The 23,751-nt window shown below is 36.1% G+C and carries 14 protein-coding genes; all 14 read right to left on the bottom strand.

Annotated elements, in window-relative coordinates; translation table 11 throughout:
• Nucleotides 1–229 precede the first annotated feature (229 nt).
• Nucleotides 230–1,264, bottom strand: a complete 1,035-nt coding sequence (locus KHA98_RS11470; protein WP_213258070.1) for an NHL repeat-containing protein — start codon at nt 1,262–1,264, stop codon at nt 230–232.
• A complete protein-coding gene (locus tag KHA98_RS11465) occupies nt 1,255–2,478 on the bottom strand; it encodes a hypothetical protein (protein WP_213258069.1) in 1,224 nt (407 codons plus the stop codon). The genes KHA98_RS11470 and KHA98_RS11465 overlap by 10 nt, the downstream gene beginning before the upstream one ends.
• 170 nt (nt 2,479–2,648) lie before the next feature.
• Complete coding sequence (locus KHA98_RS11460) at nt 2,649–3,560, bottom strand: DMT family transporter (RefSeq protein ID WP_213258068.1); 912 nt, start codon at nt 3,558–3,560, stop codon at nt 2,649–2,651.
• A 13-nt stretch (nt 3,561–3,573) separates the two neighbouring features.
• On the bottom strand, nt 3,574–4,692 hold the full coding sequence (gene nagA / locus KHA98_RS11455) for an N-acetylglucosamine-6-phosphate deacetylase (protein ID WP_213258067.1): 1,119 nt from the start codon (nt 4,690–4,692) through the stop codon (nt 3,574–3,576).
• A gap of 9 nt (nt 4,693–4,701) precedes the next feature.
• Complete coding sequence (locus KHA98_RS11450; RefSeq protein WP_213258066.1) at nt 4,702–7,905, bottom strand: LamG-like jellyroll fold domain-containing protein; 3,204 nt, start codon at nt 7,903–7,905, stop codon at nt 4,702–4,704.
• Between the two features lie 96 nt (nt 7,906–8,001).
• The gene (locus tag KHA98_RS11445) at nt 8,002–9,189 is read right to left on the bottom strand and encodes an AGE family epimerase/isomerase (RefSeq protein ID WP_213258065.1); all 1,188 of its coding nucleotides are present in this window, start codon (nt 9,187–9,189) and stop codon (nt 8,002–8,004) included.
• Between the two features lie 119 nt (nt 9,190–9,308).
• Nucleotides 9,309–11,411: a GDSL-type esterase/lipase family protein gene (locus KHA98_RS11440; RefSeq protein ID WP_213258064.1), complete on the bottom strand. Its 2,103-nt coding sequence runs from the start codon at nt 11,409–11,411 to the stop codon at nt 9,309–9,311.
• Nucleotides 11,412–11,542: 131 nt separating this feature from the next.
• A complete protein-coding gene (locus KHA98_RS11435; protein ID WP_213258063.1) occupies nt 11,543–12,778 on the bottom strand; it encodes an MFS transporter in 1,236 nt (411 codons plus the stop codon).
• Between the two features lie 34 nt (nt 12,779–12,812).
• Complete coding sequence (locus tag KHA98_RS11430) at nt 12,813–13,985, bottom strand: galactose oxidase (protein WP_213258062.1); 1,173 nt, start codon at nt 13,983–13,985, stop codon at nt 12,813–12,815.
• A 29-nt stretch (nt 13,986–14,014) separates the two neighbouring features.
• Entirely contained in the window at nt 14,015–14,935 is a 921-nt protein-coding gene (locus KHA98_RS11425; protein ID WP_213258061.1) for a dihydrodipicolinate synthase family protein, read from the bottom strand.
• A gap of 99 nt (nt 14,936–15,034) precedes the next feature.
• The gene (locus KHA98_RS11420) at nt 15,035–16,489 is read right to left on the bottom strand and encodes a RagB/SusD family nutrient uptake outer membrane protein (RefSeq protein ID WP_213258060.1); all 1,455 of its coding nucleotides are present in this window, start codon (nt 16,487–16,489) and stop codon (nt 15,035–15,037) included.
• A 17-nt stretch (nt 16,490–16,506) separates the two neighbouring features.
• Nucleotides 16,507–19,941 carry a SusC/RagA family TonB-linked outer membrane protein gene (locus tag KHA98_RS11415; protein WP_213258059.1) on the bottom strand — a complete coding sequence of 1,145 codons (3,435 nt, stop codon included), beginning with the start codon at nt 19,939–19,941 and terminating at the stop codon, nt 16,507–16,509.
• A 314-nt stretch (nt 19,942–20,255) separates the two neighbouring features.
• On the bottom strand, nt 20,256–21,488 hold the full coding sequence (locus KHA98_RS11410) for an ROK family transcriptional regulator (protein ID WP_213258058.1): 1,233 nt from the start codon (nt 21,486–21,488) through the stop codon (nt 20,256–20,258).
• A 203-nt stretch (nt 21,489–21,691) separates the two neighbouring features.
• On the bottom strand, nt 21,692–23,746 hold the full coding sequence (locus tag KHA98_RS11405; protein WP_213258057.1) for a protein-disulfide reductase DsbD family protein: 2,055 nt from the start codon (nt 23,744–23,746) through the stop codon (nt 21,692–21,694).
• Nucleotides 23,747–23,751: the final 5 nt, after the last annotated feature.

Genomic DNA, 23,751 nt, shown 5'->3' with positions numbered 1-23,751 from the left:
AGACCTATTACAAAGTAGGTTTAACAACAATAATTTCTGATACAAATTTCCCCATTAAAAAGACTATGAACTTTGCTAAAAAAATCAATTTTATTTGTTGAAAAGCTCAGGAAAATAATTTATTAGAAGAAGCCAAATTTTCAAATATTTAGGACGGAATATGTTGCAAAAAAAAGCCCATAAACAATACGTTTACAGGCTTTTTTAAAATCAAATCTATAAGATCTATCTAGTTCTTTTGCTCAGCAATTGTAGATTTATTCAGTTTAATAACTCTAATTTTTTTATTCGTATTATCCGATAAAAAAATGCGATCGTTCAGCTGTGCTGTACTTACTATTGTTCCAAAAGGATTTTGTCCCATAACATCTGAAGCATTAATAATTGCTTTGTAATTTTTATTACTGAATTCGTCTTTTGGATAAATTCTCAAATAAGAAGTACTTCCTTCATTTTCTGAGGCAATTGCCCAATCGCCATTAAATAAAACTGAAACAGGTTTTATTTCTGAAAGTGGTGCTTTTACAGGTTCAATTGGTGTAGTAAGCGAAGCTGCAGCATTGGCCTTAATATTTGCAATATCATAATATAAATAGCTTTTTGCATCTCTTCCTGCAACAACCAAATTCCCGGAAATAATTCCCATTGAATAAATTTCGGTGTAGCCGTTTAAGGTGTTTAATTTAGCAATAGGCTTCAGATTCCAATCGCTTGTTTCTGTAATTTGTGAAGTTTCAAACACTTTAATTGATTTCTCTTTTTCTTTTACAAATACCAATCCGTCTTTAACAACAACACCAAAAACGTGTACAAAAGTTTGCCACCATTGTCCGTTTCCTACAGTAGTAATTCCAAGTGTAGTTGCTTCATCCATTACAAATAATCTTGAATCAGTGCTTCCAAGATAAATACGTCCGTTATCAATACTAATTGACGTTAGATTCGTAAGCGGGATCGTAGTAGTTCCTTTTATATAATTGGTAACTGTTTTTAAATGTGCTAACGTTACAGCATTAAAAACCTCCAATACATCACCGTTACAAACATATAATTTATCATTAGAAACTGCAATTCCTCTTGGGTCTAATGTTCCGGTACCATCACCTATTTGTTTTTCTGTTATAGAGGCTTCATCACTTGGATAATAGTAATCATAATTTGTTGGCTCCATGCTTAAAGAATCTTTACTACAATTGGTAAAAAAACAAAGCATTAGAATTAAGGGCAAAATATTCTTCATCTTGATTTTATATTTTATTTCCATTTTCCTTCACCTTTATATTTCAGCAAAAACGGATTTTTAGGATTAATTGTAAATACTGGTTTCTTGTAGGTTCCGTTTAAATAAGTTGTTTTTGCATACGTTTTTAGAACCTCAGGATCTGTAAATGGAAGATCATTTAAATAAATTAAATACTTATAAAAATGAGTCAGCATTTCCTGCTGGCCTCCTCCTTCACCACTATTTGCTAAATTGCTCGTATGGCTAAATCCAATATGATGTGAATATTCATGCGACCAAACCGACATTTCGCCCAACCAATGTCCGGTTACATAACCAGATTCCCATTGTGAAGCCAACGCTCCTCCGCCCCAGGCAGAATCACCGCCAACCATTGCCATATTCAGGTTACGGCCATCCAGATAATTCAAATATATTTTTTCGATTTCCTCTTTAGACAGGTAATCGTAAACTCCATTTGTGTCTTCTGCATTTCCATGCCAATTTAAGGCGCCGTTTATCGCAGTTCCGGCCGTTGCAGCCTGTTCTTGTTTGTATTTATCAAAATTAACAAAAGTACTGTAGTATAAAGGATGACTTAAAGCATAAGAATAATTAATAATCATTGTGATTGCTTCTTTTGCCAATGCAGGATTCATCGGAAGATATTTTCCTAACTCATTAATATGATAAGAATCGCTGAAACGAACTAAATGCGAGGATTTTATTTTTTTGAATTTCTGAAATAACGGATCTTCAGATTCCACAGAAAATTCAACAGCTCCCGAAGAGAAACCATCAATTTTGTCAATTGTAACGGTATTTCCTGTTTCTAATAAATAGTCATTTTTTCCGGTTGTCATCGGGATTTTATGAAACGATCTGTGAAAGGCAGGGACTTTTGTAAAGTTGTAAATTAAAAATCGCTTCTCATAATTAGGCAATTTTGCATAAATTTTCACATCAGAAAGTCCGACTGGCGAATAAAGCGATACTTGTACAGAATCTTTTCCTTTTTGAATAATCTGAAGGGGCTGATTGACTCTAAACCAACGATCGGCATTGTCATACATTTTTGAAGAACTTTCATTATCTTCAAACATGGTCATTGGCCGGTTTTCCTTTGGGAGGTTTGTTGCGTCTATGCTGGGCAAATAATTGGGCTGATACAAATCACCATCGATATCGTGATCGCTACAGCTAAAAAAAATACTTGCCAACAATGCAAGTAAAAAATAGTGCTTGTTTTTTTTCATAGGTTTAGTAGGTAAAAAATTTGGGAATATTTAGTACAAAACTATCAATAAGCCCGCAAAATGCAAGTCTATTGACAGAAAAGTTTTAATTTGGATGCTATTCGAAACCGTTTTTTAAAATTTAAAAGTTTTAAAAAACTGTAGTTATAATTAACTCATTTTTATCTTTATTATTTTAATTCTTTAGAAGTCAGACTCACATATAGTCCTGTTATTACAAAGAGGACTCCAAAAAGAGTATATAAAGTCAGCGGTTCATCGACAATAAAATAAGCGATCAAAAAGCCAAATATCGGACATAAAAAAAGCCAATAGGAAGCTTTTATAGGATTGATTTTTATAAGATACAACCAAAATTGTATCGCGCCAACAGATACTGCAATAGCCAGCCAGGAAGTCGAGAACCAAAAATCGCTGTCAAAACTATTTTTATCACCATCATATGTGATGCATAAAGCAGGAAGAAGAAATAACGCACCAATTATGGTTTGCCAGCCATTTATTGTCAAAATATGTAATGAATTCCATTCTTGTGTCGAATAATAAATGGTTCCTAATGAATAGGCAATCATACTGACAATTAAAATTAGTATGCCGGCGGGAGTAGCAAAACTGCTTTGTAATAACGGATAGGCAGCTAAAAAAACACCCGTAAAACAAAGCAACAAACTAAGAATGTTTTTGAATTTGATTTTATGCGATAACCAAACAGCTGAGATCAAAACAATAAAAACAGGATTAGTTGCTACTGCTAAACTCCCTAGACCAGCGGATACTTTTTGCATGGCAATAACATATAAGCCCAAATAAAAAGTAATGTTTAGCAAACCGTAAATACTGATTTGAATCCATTCTTTTTTCTGAGGCAAACGTTTTGCCATTATAATATGCGAAATAAAAAGCATAATGCTCCCCGCAATGATAAACCTGAACATAGAAATTACAAAAGGCTGTGCCGAATGCAATCCGATTTTTGTGGCTGTTGATGCAGATGCCCACAAGAATGAAAAAGTAATTCCGGCAAAAATAATTTTCCAGTCTTTAAATTTATCTACAGACTGGCGTAATTTTTCTTTAATCATTATATAAATAGGCTTACGAAAAATTTAAGGTTTCTATTTGAGATAAATCAGCATTGAACTGAACAAAACTGGCCGGAAATCCCGATTTTATTTTACCAACTTTATCTTGCATACCAATTGCCGAAGCCACTCTTGTAGTTGCCATTTTTACTGCTTCATCGGCCGAAACATTTAAATGATTATAGGCATTTTGAACTGCTTCTAACATTGATATTGTAGCGCCTGCCAGATTCCCGTCTTCATTTCTGTAAAATCCGTTTTCTAAATGAGCATCAAAATTATCCCATTTAAAATTGGCTACTTTTCTACCCAAAAATGTGGCATCACTTATAAGAAAGAATTTTTCCTGTTTCAGTTTATACGCCACTTTTGCAGCCGCATAATCGCAATGTGCTCCATCGAGAATAACAGGAGCATAAACATTTTCATTTTCGAAAACAGCTCCTACTAAACCAGGTTCACGGTGACCAAACTGTGTCATAGCATTAAACAGGTGCGTTACCAGATTTATTCCTTTCGAAAAATAAAACTGCGCTTCTTTATGGGTAATTGTCGAATGTCCGATAGAAATCGTAATTCCGCTATCAATCAGCATTTGTAACTGTTCTTCTGTAAAACATTCCGGAGCAATTGTAATTACTTTTATAATATCTTTTCCGTGTTTTATAATTTCTTCAAGCTCTTCGTTAGTTGGTTTTCGAACCTGATCAATGCTGTGCGCACCACGTCTTAACGGATTCAAAAACGGTCCTTCCAAATGCATTCCTATTACGCCATTATGATGCTTTTTCATATAATCGCGAACGGCCTCAATTCCTTGCAAAATGGTTTCTCTTGAAGATGAAATCAAACAAGGCAAGACATGTGTTGTTCCATATTTCATACTGGCATCATAAATATCCTGAATGGTTTCTTCGTTTGGAGTCTGACTGAAATAGTACTTTTCTCCACCGTTAATCTGAATATCTATAAATCCTGCGGCAATATGATTTCCTTTTAAATCAATTTGCTTAACGTCATTTGGAATTTCATTTTGTACCGAAAGAATTTTTCCGTTTTCTATGATAATAACGCCATTATCAATTATTTCCTCGCCCGTATGCACAACAGCATTTACAATTGCTTGTTTCATGTTTTAGTTTTATTTCTTTATTATTTTACTGCTACTTTCAGTATTTGAATCTTTTATATTTAAAAGATAAATTCCCTGAGGCTGACCTGCCAATGAAAACGAAATATCTTTTTCATTCAAATTTAAAGAGGAAGTTTGAATTAATTTTCCCGACAAATCAAATAATTTTACATCAGTAGCTCCAACAGCATTATTTATTTTAATTTTTACAGTATCAGTAACAGGATTAGGGCTTACCTCAACGCTAAATTTCTGATCTTCGATTGCATTTATTTCTGAAACTTTTTTTGCTGATAATGAACCTGACGGAGGTAAAAATGTATCTGCACCATTTGTAAGCCAGTTTAAAGAGAAACGAACAAAATACATTTGATAGGTTGAACTTTCTCCGTTTTCATAATAAATTCCGATCGTTCCGTCAGGCAAAATAGTCAGACTAGAATAGGCTGATGCTCCTGGGAAAATTGTTTTTGGTGAACCCCAGGTTGCTCCTTCATCTGTACTCATTTGCACGCTTACATTTCTACGGCTGCCCGAAAACGGAATAGAATGTAATAAACGGTTTTTATCATATCCATCAAGTGTTGACGTATAACGGATAAAATCACCATCACAATTTGGATCTGTAATACTCGATTGATTATAAGCTGTTCCCCAGGTAGCACCTTTATTTGTCGAAACATTAAATCGGCGTGTTCCTGGATTTCTTATGCTCATCATAATATTTCCGTTATTTAATTCTACTACTTTAGCTTCATCACCATCTATTTCTGCTCTTCCTGTAGAAGCAGTCCAAGTTACACCGTGATCGGCACTTGTAATTAAATAATTGCTGATGCGCTCTGTTCCTGAAACATTTTCTCTAACGGCGATTGCGGCTACAATTTTTCCGTCTCGTAATTGATGTGCTCTTCCTGAAGCCACAAATAATCCTTTCCAATTTGGGTTTGGTCCGTAAATCTGATTTGTAATATCAACTGGAGTTCCCCAAGTTACGCCATTGTCTGTACTGTGAATAACCAAAACTTTTGCAGGCGCTGCATTTGTTGAAGCAAAAAAACCTTTATCTGCCGAAACCAAACATAATAATTCTCCGGTTGTCTGATCTAAAACCAAAGCCGCATCTCCTGCTCCTGTTGCAGCTCCAAAATTGGCAATTGTTACTGGCGATGACCATGTTTTTCCATTATCTGTACTTCTGCGTACAACAGGGTCTATTTTTGCTGCTAAATCACCTGCGCCATTCCATCTTTTATCGGTTACCGTTACCAATGAACCATCAGCAGCTGTAATAATTGCCGGAATACGATAACTCACAGAACCTGCATCTCCCGGTGTAAATAAAAGCGTATTTGCTAATAAAATTACACGATTTCCCGATACTGTATTTGAGGTTGTATTGTAGGTTATTCCGTTAGCAATAATAGATTCGCAGGTTGCGTCCAGCAAATTTCCTTCTGTTGCAGTTGCTGAAACGTCATAGGTAATCCAGAAATAATTATCTCCGGAAGTCAAAACTTTTGAACCATTTGCTGTAAGATTTCCGCTTGACGGGGAAACATTTGCAAACAAAGTCGCGGTTGCCGGATTGAAAATCGCTGTGCTTCCACTAGAATATATTTTAATATTGGTTACGTCGCTACTATTCGTAGTTCCAGTCATAGTAAACTTTAAAGCGCTTACCGTTAAAGGATTTAAATTTCCGCTTACAGAAGCCTTAACGGCAATGATTCTTTGATCGGTATCTCCTAAACCAGTCGGCAATTCGGTCTGAACCAAAGTAACCGAATTGATCTGCATTTCGTTTGTCTGCGCAATAACCGAAGCGCCATTCATTAAAGTTCCCGGATGATTATGTCCCGAAATATCCGGAACCGTTGTACCGCTTATGTTTTCAAAATCCCAAGCTGAGATTAAGCTGCTTTCTGTTCCTGTAATTGTTGCAGTTTTATCTGTTACGACTTCTGCTGCAGTCATGGCTTTACTCCAAAAACGAATGTCATCGATTTGCGCATTCATATAGGAAGAAAAATTACTCAGTGTTCCAAAAAACAAATCTCCAGTGTTTGAAACCGTACTGGTTCCACTAATATTTGATGTTGTTTTGGTTTGCTGTAAAACGCCATCAACATAAATCTTACAACTCGTTGCGGCTACATCAACCACCATTGCCAAATGATGCCAAATGTTATTTGCAATATTTGAAGTTCCGTATGGCGGTCCGGCTGCACCTGCGCTTGTTGTTAAATTTACTCCAAATTGTCCGCCTCCTGCCGAAGTATTATTTATAAATTCATACCCAATTCCTGAACCATTTGGACGTTTGCTTAAAATACGTTTTCCAAAATCAGACGTTTTGATTTTACAGGTAATGGTTAAATTTTGTCCTGCTGCTACATTAAAATCGCTATGATTTGCTACTAACATATAATCATTTATCCCGTCTAAATTTAAAACCATCGGAAAAGCATTTGAAAATATTGCCGTTCCCGAAAGTGTTCCGGTATGATTATTTCCTGAAACATCGGAAACTGAAGTACTCGTTACATTTTCAAAATTCCATGCCGCCAGAAGATCTGTTGCCGGAGCATTTACAACTGCTGTCATATCGGCTTGTAATTCTGTCGCTGTCATTGCTTTATTCCAAACTCTGACATTATCAATTTGTCCTGCCCATTTGTAGCTGTTTGAAGCATCTGAAGTAGCTCCAACAACGAAATTTAAAGCATTCGAAAAATCTGAAGTTACAGACGTAAATGCTTTTCCTGTATTCGCCAAAACTCCGTCGATATAACCATACATCGTTCGGTTACTTGATGCGTCGATTACCATTGCAATATGATGCCAGGTTCCGTCTGCGAAAGGATTGGCAGAATAACCTGCCGTACTAATATTGGCGGGAGTTCCCGTACCACTCATATTCATAGCAAATTTTCCTGCGTTTGTACCATTTCCGGTCCAAAATTCGTAACCGTTTCCGGATGCGCCATTTCTCTTGGCAAAAATTCTTGGTGTTCCTGTATTTGTTGTGGTTTTAATCCAGCAGGTTATGGTTTTATTTTGACCTGAGCCAAAGTCTAAATCCGGATGATCCGCCACTGTCATAAAAGTCGAAGTGCCATCAAGGTTTAAAACTTTACCACTTTGCGCTTTTATATTTATACTACATAAACACATCAAACACAAACAATAATAGCGTAATAAATTTTTCATAGTTTTTAATATTTGGTTATAAATTGGTTAATAAGCATTAAAAAAAATAATAACGAAAAACTTGATGTACAGGCGGATAATCAGAATAAGCGGACTTTAGTTTTTTTCAAGATATTCGTTTAATATTTGTGTACAATACCATTCCTGACGTGGTAAATGAAATGGTCCTTTAAAAAGATTTCCTTTTGCTGTTTGCGCCACACTTCCGTCTCTGTGCAGGTATCCAAACCATTCTCCATTTTCTTTATCGTGAAATTTACTGTACGAGTAATCATGAATCATTTTGTGCCATTCCGCATACTTTTCGTTTCCGGTCATGGTGTAGGCCAATAAAGTGGCTATAATGACCTCATTGTGCGGCCACCAGAATTTCATGTCCTGCCAATATTCCTGAACCGGCTGATCGTATACATCTTTGAAGTATAAAATTCCGCCATGCTCTTTATCCCAGCCACGTTCCCACATATAATCCAGCATTTTGCAACCAAGTTCAATTAAATGCGGATCGTTGTTTCTGTGTTTGGCTTCATGCAAAATAAACCATGCTCCTTCTATGGCGTGACCCGGATTTAAAGTTCTTCCGTCAATGTGGTCAATTATCGAACCGTCTGGCGCAACTTGCTCCATTACACATTTTATATCGTCTTTTACAAAGTCGTTTTCAATTTCAGCAATCCATTTTGTGATCCATTCATCACATCTTGGATCTCCAATATTTTCTCTTAATTGCTGTGCCGTATTGATCATAATCATAGGCGAACCAATTCCTTTTGAAGGTCTTGTAGAAGTATATTTTGGGTCTAATAAACCAGGCGTAGTAGCATATTTAATACATTCCCCAAACAAATGACGTGCCTGCTCTGCTACGACCTCATCTCCACTTGCTTTGGCGTAAGCACTCATCGCGATTACGGCAAAAGTTTCAGAAAAATAATAACGGCGTTTGCGGATTGGACTTCCATCCTGAGTAACATGAAAAAACATTCTTCCATCGGTATCAAAACAATGTTTATTGATAAAATCAATTCCTGATTTAGCGCCTTCCAGCCATTCTTGTTTCGGTTCAATTGTATTGTAAAGCGTCGCCAAAAGCCATGCTGTACGTCCCTGAAACCAAACTGATTTATCGGTATCGATTAAATCTCCGGTTTGATTTCGCATTAATAAATAACCGCCATGCTCTGTATCTATGGATCTCGGAAACCAAAATGGCACTGTATTATTTAGTAATTGGTTCTGATAAAAATCTTTTAATTCTTTTAAATCAGTATTTAAATAGCTCATTTGTTGTATATTTTTATTCCTGAATTTAAAATATCAGGTTCAGTTATGTTGATAGGTGAAACCGCTTTAGATGCAGACAGAGCTCATCTAAAGTGAAAAAAAATCAGTAAAATGTTTGTTTAGTTGTGGGTGCCGGAATCCACTTCCAGTCTAAAAGTCGAGCCTGGAAGACTGGCTTCGTTTACCAGATTTGCAGTTGTATAGGGTTTCCATGCATACAAAACAGTTTTTATTTTTTGTCCATCGGGAATAGTAATCCTGATCTGATTTTTATAAACTTCTGCTTTGCCTTCGATCCGGATTCCTTTATCGGTTACTAATTCAAAACCGGTGAGTTCTTTTTTATCCGATGTTGCTAATTGTTTGGCATTCGAAAAAGAAACTACAATTTCATTTCCTTTTTGTACTGCTTTTATTGCTTCCGGTCCGGTTGCTGTGACAGCTTTTCCGTAAGTATTTCGCAATGCCAATAATGCAAGCCGATCTGCAATTGGTTTTTTATTGATGGGATGCACATTCTCCGGATCGCCATAATCCATGCTAATGGCCATTCCGCTATTTGAAATCTTTTTTTGAATTTTATTTTGTGCGTCTCTAAACTCCGGCCATGACGGACGATTGATACCTGAAAGCTGAACAAAATAAAAAGGCAATTCAGCTCCCCATACTTTTCGCCAGTTTTCAACTAATTCGGGCATTAAATGTTCGTATAATTCTACATTATGTGCATTGCTTTCGCCCTGATACCAAAGAAATCCTTTTATCGGAAACTCCGTAAAATTGGCAATTCCAGCTTCATAATTATACGACGGCTGATAAGGATGACGTTGTTTTGGATTTACAGCATTTTTTAAATTCTCCTCTGCACGGGAGCGTACCCACGGTTGTAAAAAATCAGATTTTCTCCAGTTGGTTAATACATCGACTACTTTATCATCATGTTCCAAAGTATATCGGTCGATCCAGGATTCTATTGGCGAACCGCCCACTGCAACTTCAATTAAACCAATTGGTACATTTTCTTCCTGAATAATCTTTTGACCAAAATAATAGGCGATAGCCGAAAAGTCTTTGGCGCTTAAAGAATCTGATATTTTCCAGTTTCCAGAAAAATATTTTAGCTGATTTGTTTTTTCTAAAGTAAGAGAATCCCAAGCTTTTTCATCCGTTTCCTGAAGCACTTTAAAATGGAATAATCGAAGGTTGGTATTGTTTCCTGCTTTTTTTACTTCAGCAATTCCGCCTTCGGATTTTATTAAAGGAAAAGCCATATTTGATTGTCCAGAACAAAACCAGACATCACCAATTAGAATGTTTTTTAAAGTGATATTTTTAGCTGACGCTGAAATCGTAACCTCATGAATTCCGCCAGATTTCATGGCAGGAAAAACAACTTTCCATTTTCCGTATTCGTTTGTTGTTACCGTTTTCTTTTGGGTATCAAAAGTTACGTCAACTTTCTCGCCTCCATTTGCATTTCCATAAATAACAATTGGCTGATTTCGTTGCAAAACCATATTATCAGTAAAAATGGGGCTCAATTTTAATCCTCCAAAGTCTTGTGTTACATTTTCGTAAACGGTTTGTGCTAAGATTTTTGCTCCTTCTTTTGTTGGATGTAATGCGTCTGGAAAAAGATCCGGACGATTGTATAGTTTTTCGTGAAGATCAATTAAATGTACCTTATTTGCTTTTGCAATTTCACCAATATGTTCCTGAATTTGCCAAAACCAGTCTCTTGTTCCGGATTTAAAACGAGAATGTTCATTAAAAATGGGCGTCATTCGGCAGATATAGATTTTCACTTTCGGATTTTGCTTTTTTAAAGTGTCTGTCAGCCAGGAATAATCTCCGTTGAAATCGTCTTTATAATTCGGCCAGTTTCTAGGATCTGTATCGTTTAATCCCAAATGAATAATCGCAATATCCGGCTGATACGCAATTGCATCTGCACATTCTTTGGTTTTATAATACGGTTTACTTCCTTTTTTTAAAAGTGTTGCTCCACTGTATCCAAAATTCTTTACTTCAAATGCACTGCCCATCAAAATCTGCAATTGTGACGGATAAGATTCTGTCTGCGGATTTGCCAATAAATAGCCGGCCGTAACAGAATCTCCAATGCAAGCTACTTTTACGGCGTTCTGAGCATTCATCTTAAAACAAAATGATGTCAGGAAAACCAGTACAAGCAGCAATAAATTTTGTTTTTGTGTTCTCATTTTTTTCTAAATCGTATAAAAATTGAGGCAATTATGAGCTGGGCAGAACGCATGGCTCCGCCCAAGCTTATAAAAAAACCAAAAAGCTAACTAACAATTTTAATCGTGAAATGGGGTTGAATTAATACCTTTTAAATATCCTGAAAGTCGTTTACTTTAGGACGTAAAAAACTTATTTGTGCTATTAAAGCAATCAGTACGACACCGGCCATCAAAGAAAAACCATAACCCAGGTTGCCGGTATCGGCTGATTTACCTAACAATGAGGTGACCAATGCGCCGCAGCCAACTCCTGTCATGTTAAGAACACCGTAGGCCGTCGCCCGATGTTTTGGAGAAACAAATTGACAGATTATGGGCATATTATTTGCATCAAACATTCCGTATCCTATACCAAAACACAAAACTGCTCCAACCACATGAAATAATGAATGCCCGAATCCAATCAACATAAGTGCGGGAATTGTTAAACTTAAACCTATCGCACTAGTATAAATTCTTCCCTTTATATTTTTCTGAACCCATTTGTCTGATAATATTCCTCCGAAAATAACGCCTACTAAAGAGGAGAACGAAATTGTAATAGTTGCCAAAGGTCCCGCCTGATCCATTGAAATACCTAAATTATCGGAGAATAAGGTCGGCAGCCAGTTTTTGGTCGCCCATCCCGGTAAACTTATAATGGCAAAATAAAACAGAATTACCCAAAAGGAAATATTGGTAAATAATAAAGTCAAACCTTTTAACAAAGGTGCTTTTTCGCTTGTATTATTAAATTCCGGATCAAAAATCTTTGTTTTTTTCTCATATAAAAAGAAAACCAAAACAATAGAATAAACTACCCCAACGATACCAAAATGATGAAAGGTGGAATGCCAGGAATATCGTGCTGCAATTGTTGCCCCGAAACCACCCAATGCCGAACCTACATAAAGTCCCGTCATGTGAATACCAATCGCCAGTGATCTTGTTTTTTGCTGGTGATAATCGGCAATTAGAGATAAACCTGCCGGAATATACAAGGCTTCACTTACACCCATAATGGCTCTTAACCAGTATATTTCGTCGTAGGTTTTGGCATAACCCATTGCATACGTTACTGCCGACCAAACAAATAAACTCCCAATAATCAGCCATTTTCTGTTTACTTTATCGGCAATAATTCCTGAAATGGGGCTCATTAAAGCGTAAATCCAAAGGAATACAGCCATTAAGCGTCCGAAGTTTTCGCCTGAAACCAGTTCCGGAATATCCGTTTCCATTGATGGTCTCATGGTCGCCAGCATTTGCCTGTCCATGTAGTTAAGTAAGGCTACAATCCAAAGCAGCGCTACTACTAACCACGGATAATATTTAGAGTTTTTCATTTTTTGGTTGGGTTTGTTTTTGGTCTTTTTTAATTTATTTAATAGTGCCTATCATAATATCCGGCGTACGAATTCCGGGCTTTATTTCTCCATTTGATAAAACAATTTTATCGTTCCATAATACGGCAGTTGTAGTTACATGAGCCAAAAAGGGTAATTCACCCAATTTTGTCCATTTATATTTTGAGGTATCAAACAATAGAATATCCTTGTAAAATCCCTGATGTGTTGTATTTAAGATATTTTTTTCGGCAATTAATTTTGCCTTTTCTTCTTCTGAAGCTGCTTTGGCAATCTGAGACAAATAAGTTTCTATTTTATGAAAAGTAGTACCGTTATCGCCTCCTGTAATAATAATATATCGGTCCCCGAAAGCAACTCCGGCTCCGGCTGAAAAGTTGGTCGTATGTTTTCCGTCGGTTATCAGCGCTTTGGTTTCCCAAACTTTCTTTTTTAAATTATAGGCTAATGTTGTATTGTGTAAATCACTTATGCCCAAAGACGTTTTTGTTCTTCCGCCAATCACATAAATATTTACCTCCTCTGTTTCCTGCTGAACAACTGCAACTGAATTTGCCAGTGCAAAAGGTAATTTTGGTTCTGTTTTCCAACTTGGTTCACTTTCATTTAAATCAATACTAAAAACCAAATCTGAGGTTTTTGTTACTTCATCACCACCAATGGCGTACACTACATTGTTAACATTTACAAGAGCAATGTTTGTAATCGCGATTGGAAAATCTGTCAGGTTTTTTATCTCAACTTCATTTTTATCTTTATTCCAGCTTAATAACTGTGTTTTATTTGATAAGCCATTTTCATTTTCCCCGCCTGTATACAGGATTCCAAAACTTGTTGAAACAACGCCACAATAGGCTATTGGTTCCGGTAATTCGGTCGTTGTTTTTTTATTCCAGTTGTACTGATCTCCGTTTTTTTCTAAAACATGTATTTCTTTAGAATAATGCTTTTTCCCTCCTTCCCAAGGCAATTTGTCCTGAAAGTTTGCTCCCCCGGCAACAATCATAACATCATTATTTACACCGTTTATTGGTCCTGCAAAACCCAAAGAAATACTTCCGTCAGCATTTTGAAGCTGCGCCGCTTTTTTCCATTCGATTTTTGAAATTTTTGTTTTTTGCGAAAAACCAACTGTTGCTGACATAATTAAAATAGTAAGGATTAAGAAAGAAAAAGACCTATTCATAGTGTTTGTTTTAAGGAAAACGAAACTTTTTATTTGGATTTAAATGCATCAAAATTCAAACCTGCCACATCTTTTTTGAACAACTCAAATTGTTCGGCACTCATGTTTTTAACCGGAAGTCTGAATCCGCCTAAATTATGTCCGACCAATTTCATGTAAGCTTTACCAACAGAAATTCCGCCATACTTTCCTAAGAAACGAATCATGTCGATTGATTTTTGCTGCAATTTTCTGGCTTTCACCAAATCATTATTATTAAAGGCATCAATCAAATCATAATACAATGGAGCAGCATAATTAAATGTACTTCCTACCGCGCCTTTTGCACCTAAAACTAATGCTGACAACATGTTTTCGTCACGTCCCCAAAGCATATCAAATTTTCCATCGGCATAACTCATACAACTCTGAAAATCCATAAAATCTTCGTGCGTATATTTCACTCCGGCAAAGTTTGGCAGTTTTCCGTCTAAAGCCCTTACCAAATCAAACATTGGGATATTTACGCCTGTTAAAACCGGAATATGATAATAATACAATGGCATATCAGGAACACTTTCTCCAACGGTAATACAAATTTCAGCCAGTGTATCTACATTTCCTGGTTTGAAGTAAAATGGAGCAGTAATAGAAACAGCATATAAACCAATTTCATACGAATATTTTGCCAGTTCGATGCAATCTGTTAAACACGTTCCGCCAAGAAAAACCATTACTTTAAAATCGGCATCATGATTTGAACAATCTGCCCAGGCTTTTGCTACGGTTTTCTTTTCTTCTAATGACATAGAAACACCTTCACCCGTAGAACCAATGATAAATGCACCTGTAACTCCGTTTCTTTTTAAAAATGAATAGTAAGCAGGAATTAAGCTGACATCTAATTTTCCGCTTTCATCAAAAGGAGTAAATGGAGCCGAAATAAGACCTTGTAAATGTTGAATTTTCATGACTTTATTTTTTAATGTTTGTTTTATCAGACTGGAAACAGGTACATTTCCAGCCTGATTGTAAACTTTTGTTTATTTTATTTTTTGTTCTTTTTATTATTACAATGGATTCTGTTCAATTTTTGGATTGAAGTTTATTGTGTTTTGAGAAATTGGAAACAATACTTTTTTCCCTGCCATAGACGGAACTAAATCTGTTCTGTTGAAACGTACAATATCCCACCATGATTTCCCTTCAAAAGCCAATTCTTTCAAACGTTCTTTTAAGATTACATCATCGTTTGCTGTTGGTGTGCTGTTTGTAAATGAAGCCGAAGGATCTGCTCTTTGCATTACCAAATTCATTTCTGAAGTTGGATCTTGTCCTAAAGCATTTTTGATTTCCGCTTTCATTAATAAAATATCAGCCCAACGGTAAATAATAATATCACTTACAAATCTTCTGATTGTACCATCTACAGTTCCGTTGTATTTTACTAAACCGGTAACAACAGGAGTTGTACCATTGTATAAAGTTTGATACGTTGCCGCTTTTCTGGTATCTGTTGCTGCAAAATTGAATCTTGTAATATCCGGTTGTACTCTCGAAATACCTGCATTTCCTGCTCCGGTACCTAAAGTTCCGAAAACAGCGATTGCCTGCGCAGATGTTAATGGTGCAAAATCACTTGGTCCAACAAACATAAACTGATTCCAGTTGTCTGCTAAAGAAGAAGGTAAATCTGCCAATGAATAACGAACGGCAAATACAACCTCTGCATTTGCTTTTTTATCGAAAGCAAAAACATCTTTAAAAGCAGGTAACAAAGTTGGTGTCCCCGGTATTGCATTTATGGCTGCCAAAGCTGTATTTAAGTCAGCTGTTCCCCCACTTAATTGTTTTGCTGTCCATAAGTTTACATCGGCTTTTAGAGCATACGCAGACGCCAGAGACAATTGTGTTTTATTGTTGGCAACATCAGGGAAGTTGGCAATTGCTGCATCAATATCTGATTTAATGAAGGCAAAAGTTTCCTGAATTGTATTTCTTGGAATTATGTATTGTGACTGATTGGTGTTTTCTGTCGGATCAGTAACAATTGGAACTCCGCCCCAGGAACGCGCCATTATAAAATAACATAAAGCACGGATAGAATAAGCCTGAGCAATATATCTTTTTTGTTCGTTTACCGTTGAAGGGCTAAACTGAATTTGTGGAACATATTTTAAAACCAGATTCGCCTGATGAATTACGGTATACAAACCTCCCCATTCTACATCAATATTTTGTGGCGTTAGGTTATTGTTGTAATAATTTGCCAAAGTTAACGGAGACTGAACTCCTCCTGTTATTTCTGCACTTCTTGCGCCACCAAGCAAATAATAATTTTGCTGTGTCTGGATTCTGAAGTTTACATACATACCGTTTACACCGGCTTTGGCGTCGTCTTCTGTTTTCCAGAAACTATCGGAGGTAATCACACTCGTCGAAGTTAATTCTAAATCATCCTGACATGAGGTGAATAGCGAAAGACTGGAGAAAAATATTGCGTATAAAAGAAATTTCTTTTTCATGATTTTTTAATTAAAATTTACAAACTGATGTTTAAACCAAGGATAATGTTTCTTGGAACCGGATAAGTTCCTGTTGAACCTGCCGCATTTAATCCTAAACTTGATCCTCCATCAATACCCTGTACTTCTGGGCTTAATCCTTTGTATTTTGTAAAATAATACAAGTTACTTCCTGTAACGTACAAACGAAGTGAGTTTAAGCTTGCTTTTTCGATAAGTGATTTTGGAAAGTTATAACTGAATGTAATTTCTCTGATACATAAGTAATCTCCGCTTTCATAATAACGACTGTTTCCCTGAAACATATTGGTATTGTATGCCGCACCACTCGCCTCAGATCTGAATAAGTTATTTTGATTCGTCTGATCTGCCCAACGGTAACGAGGAACATCTGTAATATCTCCTTCTTTTTGCCACGCTTGTCCACTTTCAGCTAATAAACCGTAATTCCCCTGAAACTGACCTAAGAAACGTGCTCTTGCTTCGTTGTAAATTGTTGCTCCTAATGAATAATCTGTTCTTACCGTTAATGAGAATCCTTTGTAAGCGGCATCAAAATTAAAACCTCCTACGAATGTCGGGAACATATTCCCCATATACGTTCTGTCTCTGCTGTCGATGATTCCGTTATTATCTGTATCTTCAAAAACAGCATCTCCTGCGAATTTTTTACCTTCTGGGTTTCCTCCGTTTGCTGCCGTTTTAGTTACATACGTATCGTGAACTTTTAGGTTGTAAGCATCGGCTTCTGCTTGTGTAGAAAGAATGTACAATTGTTTGTGCGCATAAAAATCTCCAATTTTCTGACCTTCCTGTAAACCTCCAACATATTTGTACGCTCCGCTTTTTGCATCCCAGATTTCAGTTCCTCCAATTCTGTTATTTCCATTTCCATTGAATGGAAGTTTCTCAACTGTATTGGTATTGTGAGAAACGTTTGCCCCAACATTAATTTTCCAGTCGTTTTGATTGTACACATTTGCCTGAACTTCCAACTCAAAACCTTTACTTCTTAATCCTCCTAAGTTGGTTAATACCGTAGAGAAACCACTATTTGAAGCCAGTGTTAAGTTGGTCAATAAATCTGAAGTTAACTTATTATAGAAATCTCCGATGATTCTAACTTTATCTTCATTTAATCCGATATCAAAACCGGCATTAACTGTTTGTGATTCTTCCCATTTTAATCCCGGATTTGCAATTGTAGAGTTTATAATTGCAGATTGTCCGTTGTAACTGTTTGCTATACCATTTGTTGATCCTGAATATAATCCTCCAGCCTGGAAATCACCCAGAGTTCCTAAGTTTCCGTTTACACCATAACTTCCACGAAGTTTAAGAGAAGAGAAGAATTTTGGCATTGCTTTCGCCCAGAATTTTTCTTCCTGAAGATTCCATCCTGCAGAGATTCCAGGGAAAAAACCATATCTGTTATCTGGTCCTAAACTTGATGAACCGTCATAACGAAATGAAGCTGTTGCAAAATATCTGTTTTTGTAATCGTAATTTACACGTCCGAAAACGCTATTTAAAACCAATTTTGTATTGTTACTGTAAACTGAAACCGGAATTGGAGAAGAATCTAAAGTCTGCGCTAAATCAGACGGACTTCCTTTTCCTGCTGCATTAAATGTTTTAATCGATCTGTCGTATTTTGAAACTCCCAGTTTAGCATCAAAATCACCAACCTGATCCCAGCCTTTTTTATAAGCAAAAACTCCTTCGTATTGTACCTGATAAATTTGATTACTCAATCGTGTTGCTGGTCGGCTGTTGTCTACCAAGCCACTGCTTCCGCTTAAAAATGCTTGTTGAAAAGTGTTGTCATTTTCATTTTCGCTATATAAAGACATCGCTGGTGTGAAGGTAAAATCTTTGGCAAGTCTTAATTCACCATCTACGCCCATCTGCAATTTATTATTTTCGTTTACCCCTTTTACTTTACCCATTTGGTACAATGGATTTCCGTTGATATTGTTTTGTCCCGGCGCTAAAGTCCCGTCTTCCAAATACATTTTTGTAGTTGGCGAGTTTCCTAAATATCTGTTGAAAACAACACTATTGGCAACTACCTGATTGTTGCTTGATCTGGAAAATAAAACACGACCATTAATCGTAAAATTATCTGCTATTTTTAGAGAAGCATTTAATTTACTTGTAAATCTTTCGTATCCGGTAAAAATGGTAATACCGTCTCCTTTTAAATACCCCAGACTTAAGTCGAATACACCTGTATCTGTACCACCGCTAAAACCTAAAGTATGATTTTGCGTAAGAGCATCCTGAAACAAAACATCATTCCAGTTGGTACTTTTGTACATAATAGTACTGCTAGGATTTAAAGGATCTGCCATTTCCTGCCAGCCTTTTGCCTGAAGCGTTCCGATTGTCTCTGCCGATAAATTTGATTTTAATAAGGTTGCAAACGGCGTATTGTTTTGCAAATTATTTCCGGTTCCTGCTGGCGTTGCACCAGTTAACTGACCTAATCTTGCAATTCCGGTTGTAGTAGAAAGTCCGGCAAGTTCTGCTGCATTATACAATCCTAAGCGTTGCATTTTAATATAATCGCCACCATCCATAAAATCATATTTTTTATTGATTCTACTGTTTTGAGTCGATACATTATAGCTTACTTTTAATTTTCCTGCTTTTCCTGTAGAAGTGGTGATAATAATTACACCATTTGAAGCACGAGCTCCATAGATAGAAGTTGCTGCAGCATCTTTTAATACCTGAAGAGAAGCAATATCAAGAGAGTTAATATCATCAATCTGAGAACGCAAAACGCCATCTACAATATATAAAGGAGTTGCTCCGGATGGATTATCGATAGAAGTTCCTCCACGAACAATTACATTTGATGCTTTACCAGGTTGTCCTGATGAAGTTTTAACCACCAAACCTGTTACGTTTCCTTGCAGCGACTGTGTTACGTTTGAATAAGGTACATTTTCAAGTACTTTTTTATCCAGTTTAGAAACTGCGGTACTTAAAGTTCTTCTGTTTTGTGATCCGTATCCAACCACAATTACCTCATTCATTTGTTGTCCGATTTCTTTTAGGACAATATTTAATGCCCCTCCAGTAATGGCAACTTCCTGATCTTGCAGACCTATATAAGTTACCACCAAAGTAGTTGCATTATCCGGAACTTCAAAAGTAAATTTTCCGTCAAAATCTGTTTGAGTACTAATGTTTGTACCTTTTGCAACAATGTTTACACCAGGAAGTGATTCTCCTTTTTCATTAGTAACTTTTCCGGTAACTTTTTTCTGAACAGGATCATTGTTTTTGATGTTCTTATCTATAAGCACAAGGCTTTTTTCCGTTTTTGCAGTTGCTAACTGCATCGTTAATGCTAAAAGCAATGTCGACGTCAGTTTAATAACTTTTACGTGGTTAGGAGTAAACCTACAAGATTTAGGTTTACTTTTAGGCAATAATTTCATACTTTTGTAATGGTTTGGTTAATAAAACTTTGTTAAGGTCAATTTATTTATTCCTAATCATTAGTTCTCTCGGGAACAAAGCCAGCAATGTTCACAGCATTGACTGGCTTTTTTTATGATCAAAAAACAATATTTTTATCCAAATGGTTAGTTTGGTATTTGTGTCAATCTTAATTCTTAAAACAAAAAACGCATCATCTTCATAAGTAAACTATATGTAAATAATTTATTATCACTTTGTAAAGATATAAAATATTTTAAAATAACAACTATAGTTATTAAAATATTTTAATAAGTGGTATTGATTTTTGAAATTAACTATTAATTAAAGGAAACAGCAGTTTTTCCTTAATGACACAACATGCCCCAATTACGCCGGCACGACGACCCAAAGTTGATTTTTTAAGTTTCATATCCCGGTTGACTAAACCAAGTGAATATTTTTTTAATGCAGATTGAATTGGTAAAAGGGCATAATCACCTAGTTGAGCAAAATCGCCTCCAATTACCAAAAGATCAGGATTGAAGATATTAAGGAGAATAGATAAATAACGTCCCATTTTCTCGCTTTGCTGCGTAACCAGATCAACACAAAGTGTGTCTTCCAGATTGACCGCACCGGCAATAATAGCATGATGTTGCAGAACTGGAGAATTATCATCCAGCACTACTTTCGATTGTTTACCATCTTTAATTGCATCTTTAAACTGATTAATTAATGACCAGCCGGAGATTTCGGTTTCCAGGCAGCCTAACTTTCCGCACTGGCACATTATTTCGTTATTAAAAATAGTACTGTGACCAAACTCACCCGAATAACCCGATTTTCCATAATAGAGTTTGCCATCTGTAATCATACCAATTGCAACTCCCCAACTGTAATTCACAAAGATTATATTTTGCTCATCATCAACGCCACCTTCACAATATTCGCCAAAAGCCATTGCCCGGGTATCATTTTCTAAATGAACCGGAAGATTAACCTGCTCTGAGATAATTTCGGTTAACGGTCTGTTTTCGCTAAAAAAGTAATTATAACTAAAACCTTCCATAGAGTTAATACGTCCTGAAAAGTTGATGCAAACTCCCAAAATCATTTTTTTCTCAACCGAACTGTCTTCAATAAATGAATTAATTAAACTGCAAAACTTATTTAAAGATTCCTGAGTATTCTCCAGTTTAAAAGCAGTTCCTAATTCTATACTAACCAATTCGTTTTTAATATTCTGAAGTCCGATTGACATGCTGGTTAACCCTACTTCTACTCCTAAAAAATAGGCACAAGTTGGGTTAATACTAAATAATGAGGGTCTGCGACCGCCACTATTGGTAATTTTACCTAAATCTACCACATAACCTTCTGCGAGCAATTCATTTACAGCTTTAGTAACTGTTGGAACGCTGGATTGCAGTTCAGCACTTAGTTCCGCAATAGTCGAATTTCCACCAGATAATAGTCGTTTTACAATAAATTGTCTCAACATATGCCATTTCTGTTCCGATAAACTTTTGTCTTTACTATTATCCAATAAATCTTTTAAACTCATAGCTTTATATTTAGGTTTTAAACAAATTTAATTTATTTTTTAAATTACCGTAACAAATTACCTTTCAATATTAAAATATTTTAAATAGAGTAGCTGTATTCTTAAAATTTTAGTTTTTCAATTTGGAAAACACAAAATTAAGCGCACAAAAAAAGAGATGCAGGATAAGCATCTCTTTTACAGTTTTACATTTTAATGGTTTTCTAAATTTCCGAATATTCATTTTTGAATTTAGAAATTCCGGTATTGAGCCATTTTAAATAATCATCAACATCCGGATTATAAGCTGAAGTCTCGTTTAACTTTTCTCCTTTATTATTAACCAATACATAAAAAGGCTGCGCATTGGTTTTATATTTTATGGTCTGAAATTCGCTCCACTTCTGACCAATGTATTTGATCTTTTTACCCGTTAGTTCAGAAACCTTTTGTTCGTGTGAAGCCAATTCTCTTTTATCATCAACATATAATGAAATCAAGATCAAATCGCCTTTTAAAATTTTCTGCACCTTATCGTCAGACCAGACATTGTCTTCCATTTTACGGCAATTTACACAAGCATGTCCGGTAAAATCAATCATAACCGGTTTCCCCATTTTTTTGGCATATTGCATCCCTAAATCATAATCGGTAAAAGCCATAATATCGTGAGGTCCAAGTTTTGCACCTTCCGGCAGATTTTCTGTGATTTCATGTGAATTGGAATTACTTAATCCATTCGGAATTTCGCTATAATGCATTGGCGGCGGAAAACCACTGATCATTTTTAAAGGTGCGCCCCAGATTCCGGGAATCAGATAAATGGTAAAAGCCAAAACTAAAACTCCAAGTCCCAATCTTCCAACGCTAATATTGGAAACCGGACTATCGTGCGGCAACTGAATTTTTCCGAATAAATAATACGTCAGAGTTCCGAAAATGGCAATCCAAATCGCTAAGAAGGTTTCTCTTTCCAGCCAGTGTAATTGCAAAACCAAATCGGCATTTGACAGAAATTTAAAAGCCAAAGCCATTTCCAGAAATCCTAAAAATACTTTAACCGAATTTAACCAACCACCCGATTTTGGAAGTGAATTTAACCAACCCGGAAATGCCGCAAACAAAGTAAAAGGCAATGCCAAAGCCAGAGAAAAACCAAACATCCCGACAAAAGGTGCAATTCCTCCACGCGAAGCGGCTTCAACAAGTAGCGTACCCACAATTGGTCCTGTACAAGAAAAAGAGACAATCGCCAGTGCCAAAGCCATGAATAAAATTCCCACGATTCCGCCTTTATCGGCTTGTGAATCTACTTTGTTTGCCCATGCATTTGGAAGCATTATTTCGAATGCTCCTAAAAATGAAAAAGCAAAAAACATTAAAAGCACAAAAAATATAAGGTTAAACCAAACGTTTGTTGAAAGCGCGTTTAGAGAATCGGCACCAAAAACCCAGGTTACAACTGCACCCAAAAAAATATAAATGGCGATAATTGAGATCCCGTAAAAAATGGCTTTTCTGATTCCCTGCGACTTGGTTTTGCTTTGCTTGGTAAAAAAACTTACTGTCATTGGAATCATCGGAAAAACACACGGAGTTAATAAAGCTGCAAATCCGGAGAAGAACGACAATAAAAAAATCGACCATAAACTTCTTGATTCTGTTTCCGGTTGTTGTTTTTTCAGTTCTTTTTTGGGTGTTTTTACAATTTCTGTGTGGATTATTTCTTCTGTTTTTTCTTTTACTTCAACAACTGAAGAATCAATTTCTGCTGTTTTATTTTCTTTCTTTACAGCACTTTCAATTAAAGTTATCGCTTTCGCGGATGGGCTAACGTTAAACTCCAATTCATCTGAACTTGGCGGAAGGCAATTCTCATCATTGCAAACCATAAATTCAACTTCGGTTTTGATTTTGAAAGGTTTTGCCGAAAGTATTTTTATGCGCTGCGAAAAAGTGGTTTCTTTCTCGAAAAACTTAATCTGCATTTTAAAAACAGGATCGTTGATGGTTTTTCCTTTTTCTTCTTTTACCTCGCCAATTAACTGAAATTCCAGTGATTTTGTAAAGGTAAAACGAGTAGGAATCGGACCGCCATCTGAAACTTCCTGACTGTATAAATGCCAACCCGGTTCGATTAAGGCTTTTGCCTGTAACTCGTATTCTGTATCGGAAATTTTCTCAATACTGGTCTTCCATTTTAACGGATTGTAAATCTGAGCCTGTGTTATTACTGAAAACAACAACAAAAGACTCCCTAAAAATATGTTCTTGTTCATGGGTT

The organism is Flavobacterium branchiicola (assembly GCF_018383905.1).
Lineage (GTDB): Bacteria > Bacteroidota > Bacteroidia > Flavobacteriales > Flavobacteriaceae > Flavobacterium > Flavobacterium branchiicola.
The sequence above is the reverse complement of the archived record's forward strand: the minus strand, read 5'-3'. Positions and strand labels throughout refer to the sequence as shown.

Bases quoted from the DNA above. Each gene is read 5' to 3' on its own strand.
- KHA98_RS11410 (WP_213258058.1), bottom strand. From the start codon at position 21,488: ATGAGTTTAAAAGATTTATTGGATAATAGTAAAGACAAAAGTTTATCG.
- KHA98_RS11460 (WP_213258068.1), bottom strand. From the start codon at position 3,560: ATGATTAAAGAAAAATTACGCCAGTCTGTAGATAAATTTAAAGACTGG.
- KHA98_RS11465 (WP_213258069.1), bottom strand. From the start codon at position 2,478: ATGAAAAAAAACAAGCACTATTTTTTACTTGCATTGTTGGCAAGTATT.
- KHA98_RS11420 (WP_213258060.1), bottom strand. From the start codon at position 16,489: ATGAAAAAGAAATTTCTTTTATACGCAATATTTTTCTCCAGTCTTTCG.
- KHA98_RS11435 (WP_213258063.1), bottom strand. From the start codon at position 12,778: ATGAAAAACTCTAAATATTATCCGTGGTTAGTAGTAGCGCTGCTTTGG.
- KHA98_RS11440 (WP_213258064.1), bottom strand. From the start codon at position 11,411: ATGAGAACACAAAAACAAAATTTATTGCTGCTTGTACTGGTTTTCCTG.
- nagA (WP_213258067.1), bottom strand. From the start codon at position 4,692: ATGAAACAAGCAATTGTAAATGCTGTTGTGCATACGGGCGAGGAAATA.
- KHA98_RS11445 (WP_213258065.1), bottom strand. From the start codon at position 9,189: ATGAGCTATTTAAATACTGATTTAAAAGAATTAAAAGATTTTTATCAG.
- KHA98_RS11450 (WP_213258066.1), bottom strand. From the start codon at position 7,905: ATGAAAAATTTATTACGCTATTATTGTTTGTGTTTGATGTGTTTATGT.
- KHA98_RS11470 (WP_213258070.1), bottom strand. From the start codon at position 1,264: ATGGAAATAAAATATAAAATCAAGATGAAGAATATTTTGCCCTTAATT.
- KHA98_RS11430 (WP_213258062.1), bottom strand. From the start codon at position 13,985: ATGAATAGGTCTTTTTCTTTCTTAATCCTTACTATTTTAATTATGTCA.
- KHA98_RS11405 (WP_213258057.1), bottom strand. From the start codon at position 23,746: ATGAACAAGAACATATTTTTAGGGAGTCTTTTGTTGTTGTTTTCAGTA.
- KHA98_RS11415 (WP_213258059.1), bottom strand. From the start codon at position 19,941: ATGAAATTATTGCCTAAAAGTAAACCTAAATCTTGTAGGTTTACTCCT.
- KHA98_RS11425 (WP_213258061.1), bottom strand. From the start codon at position 14,935: ATGAAAATTCAACATTTACAAGGTCTTATTTCGGCTCCATTTACTCCT.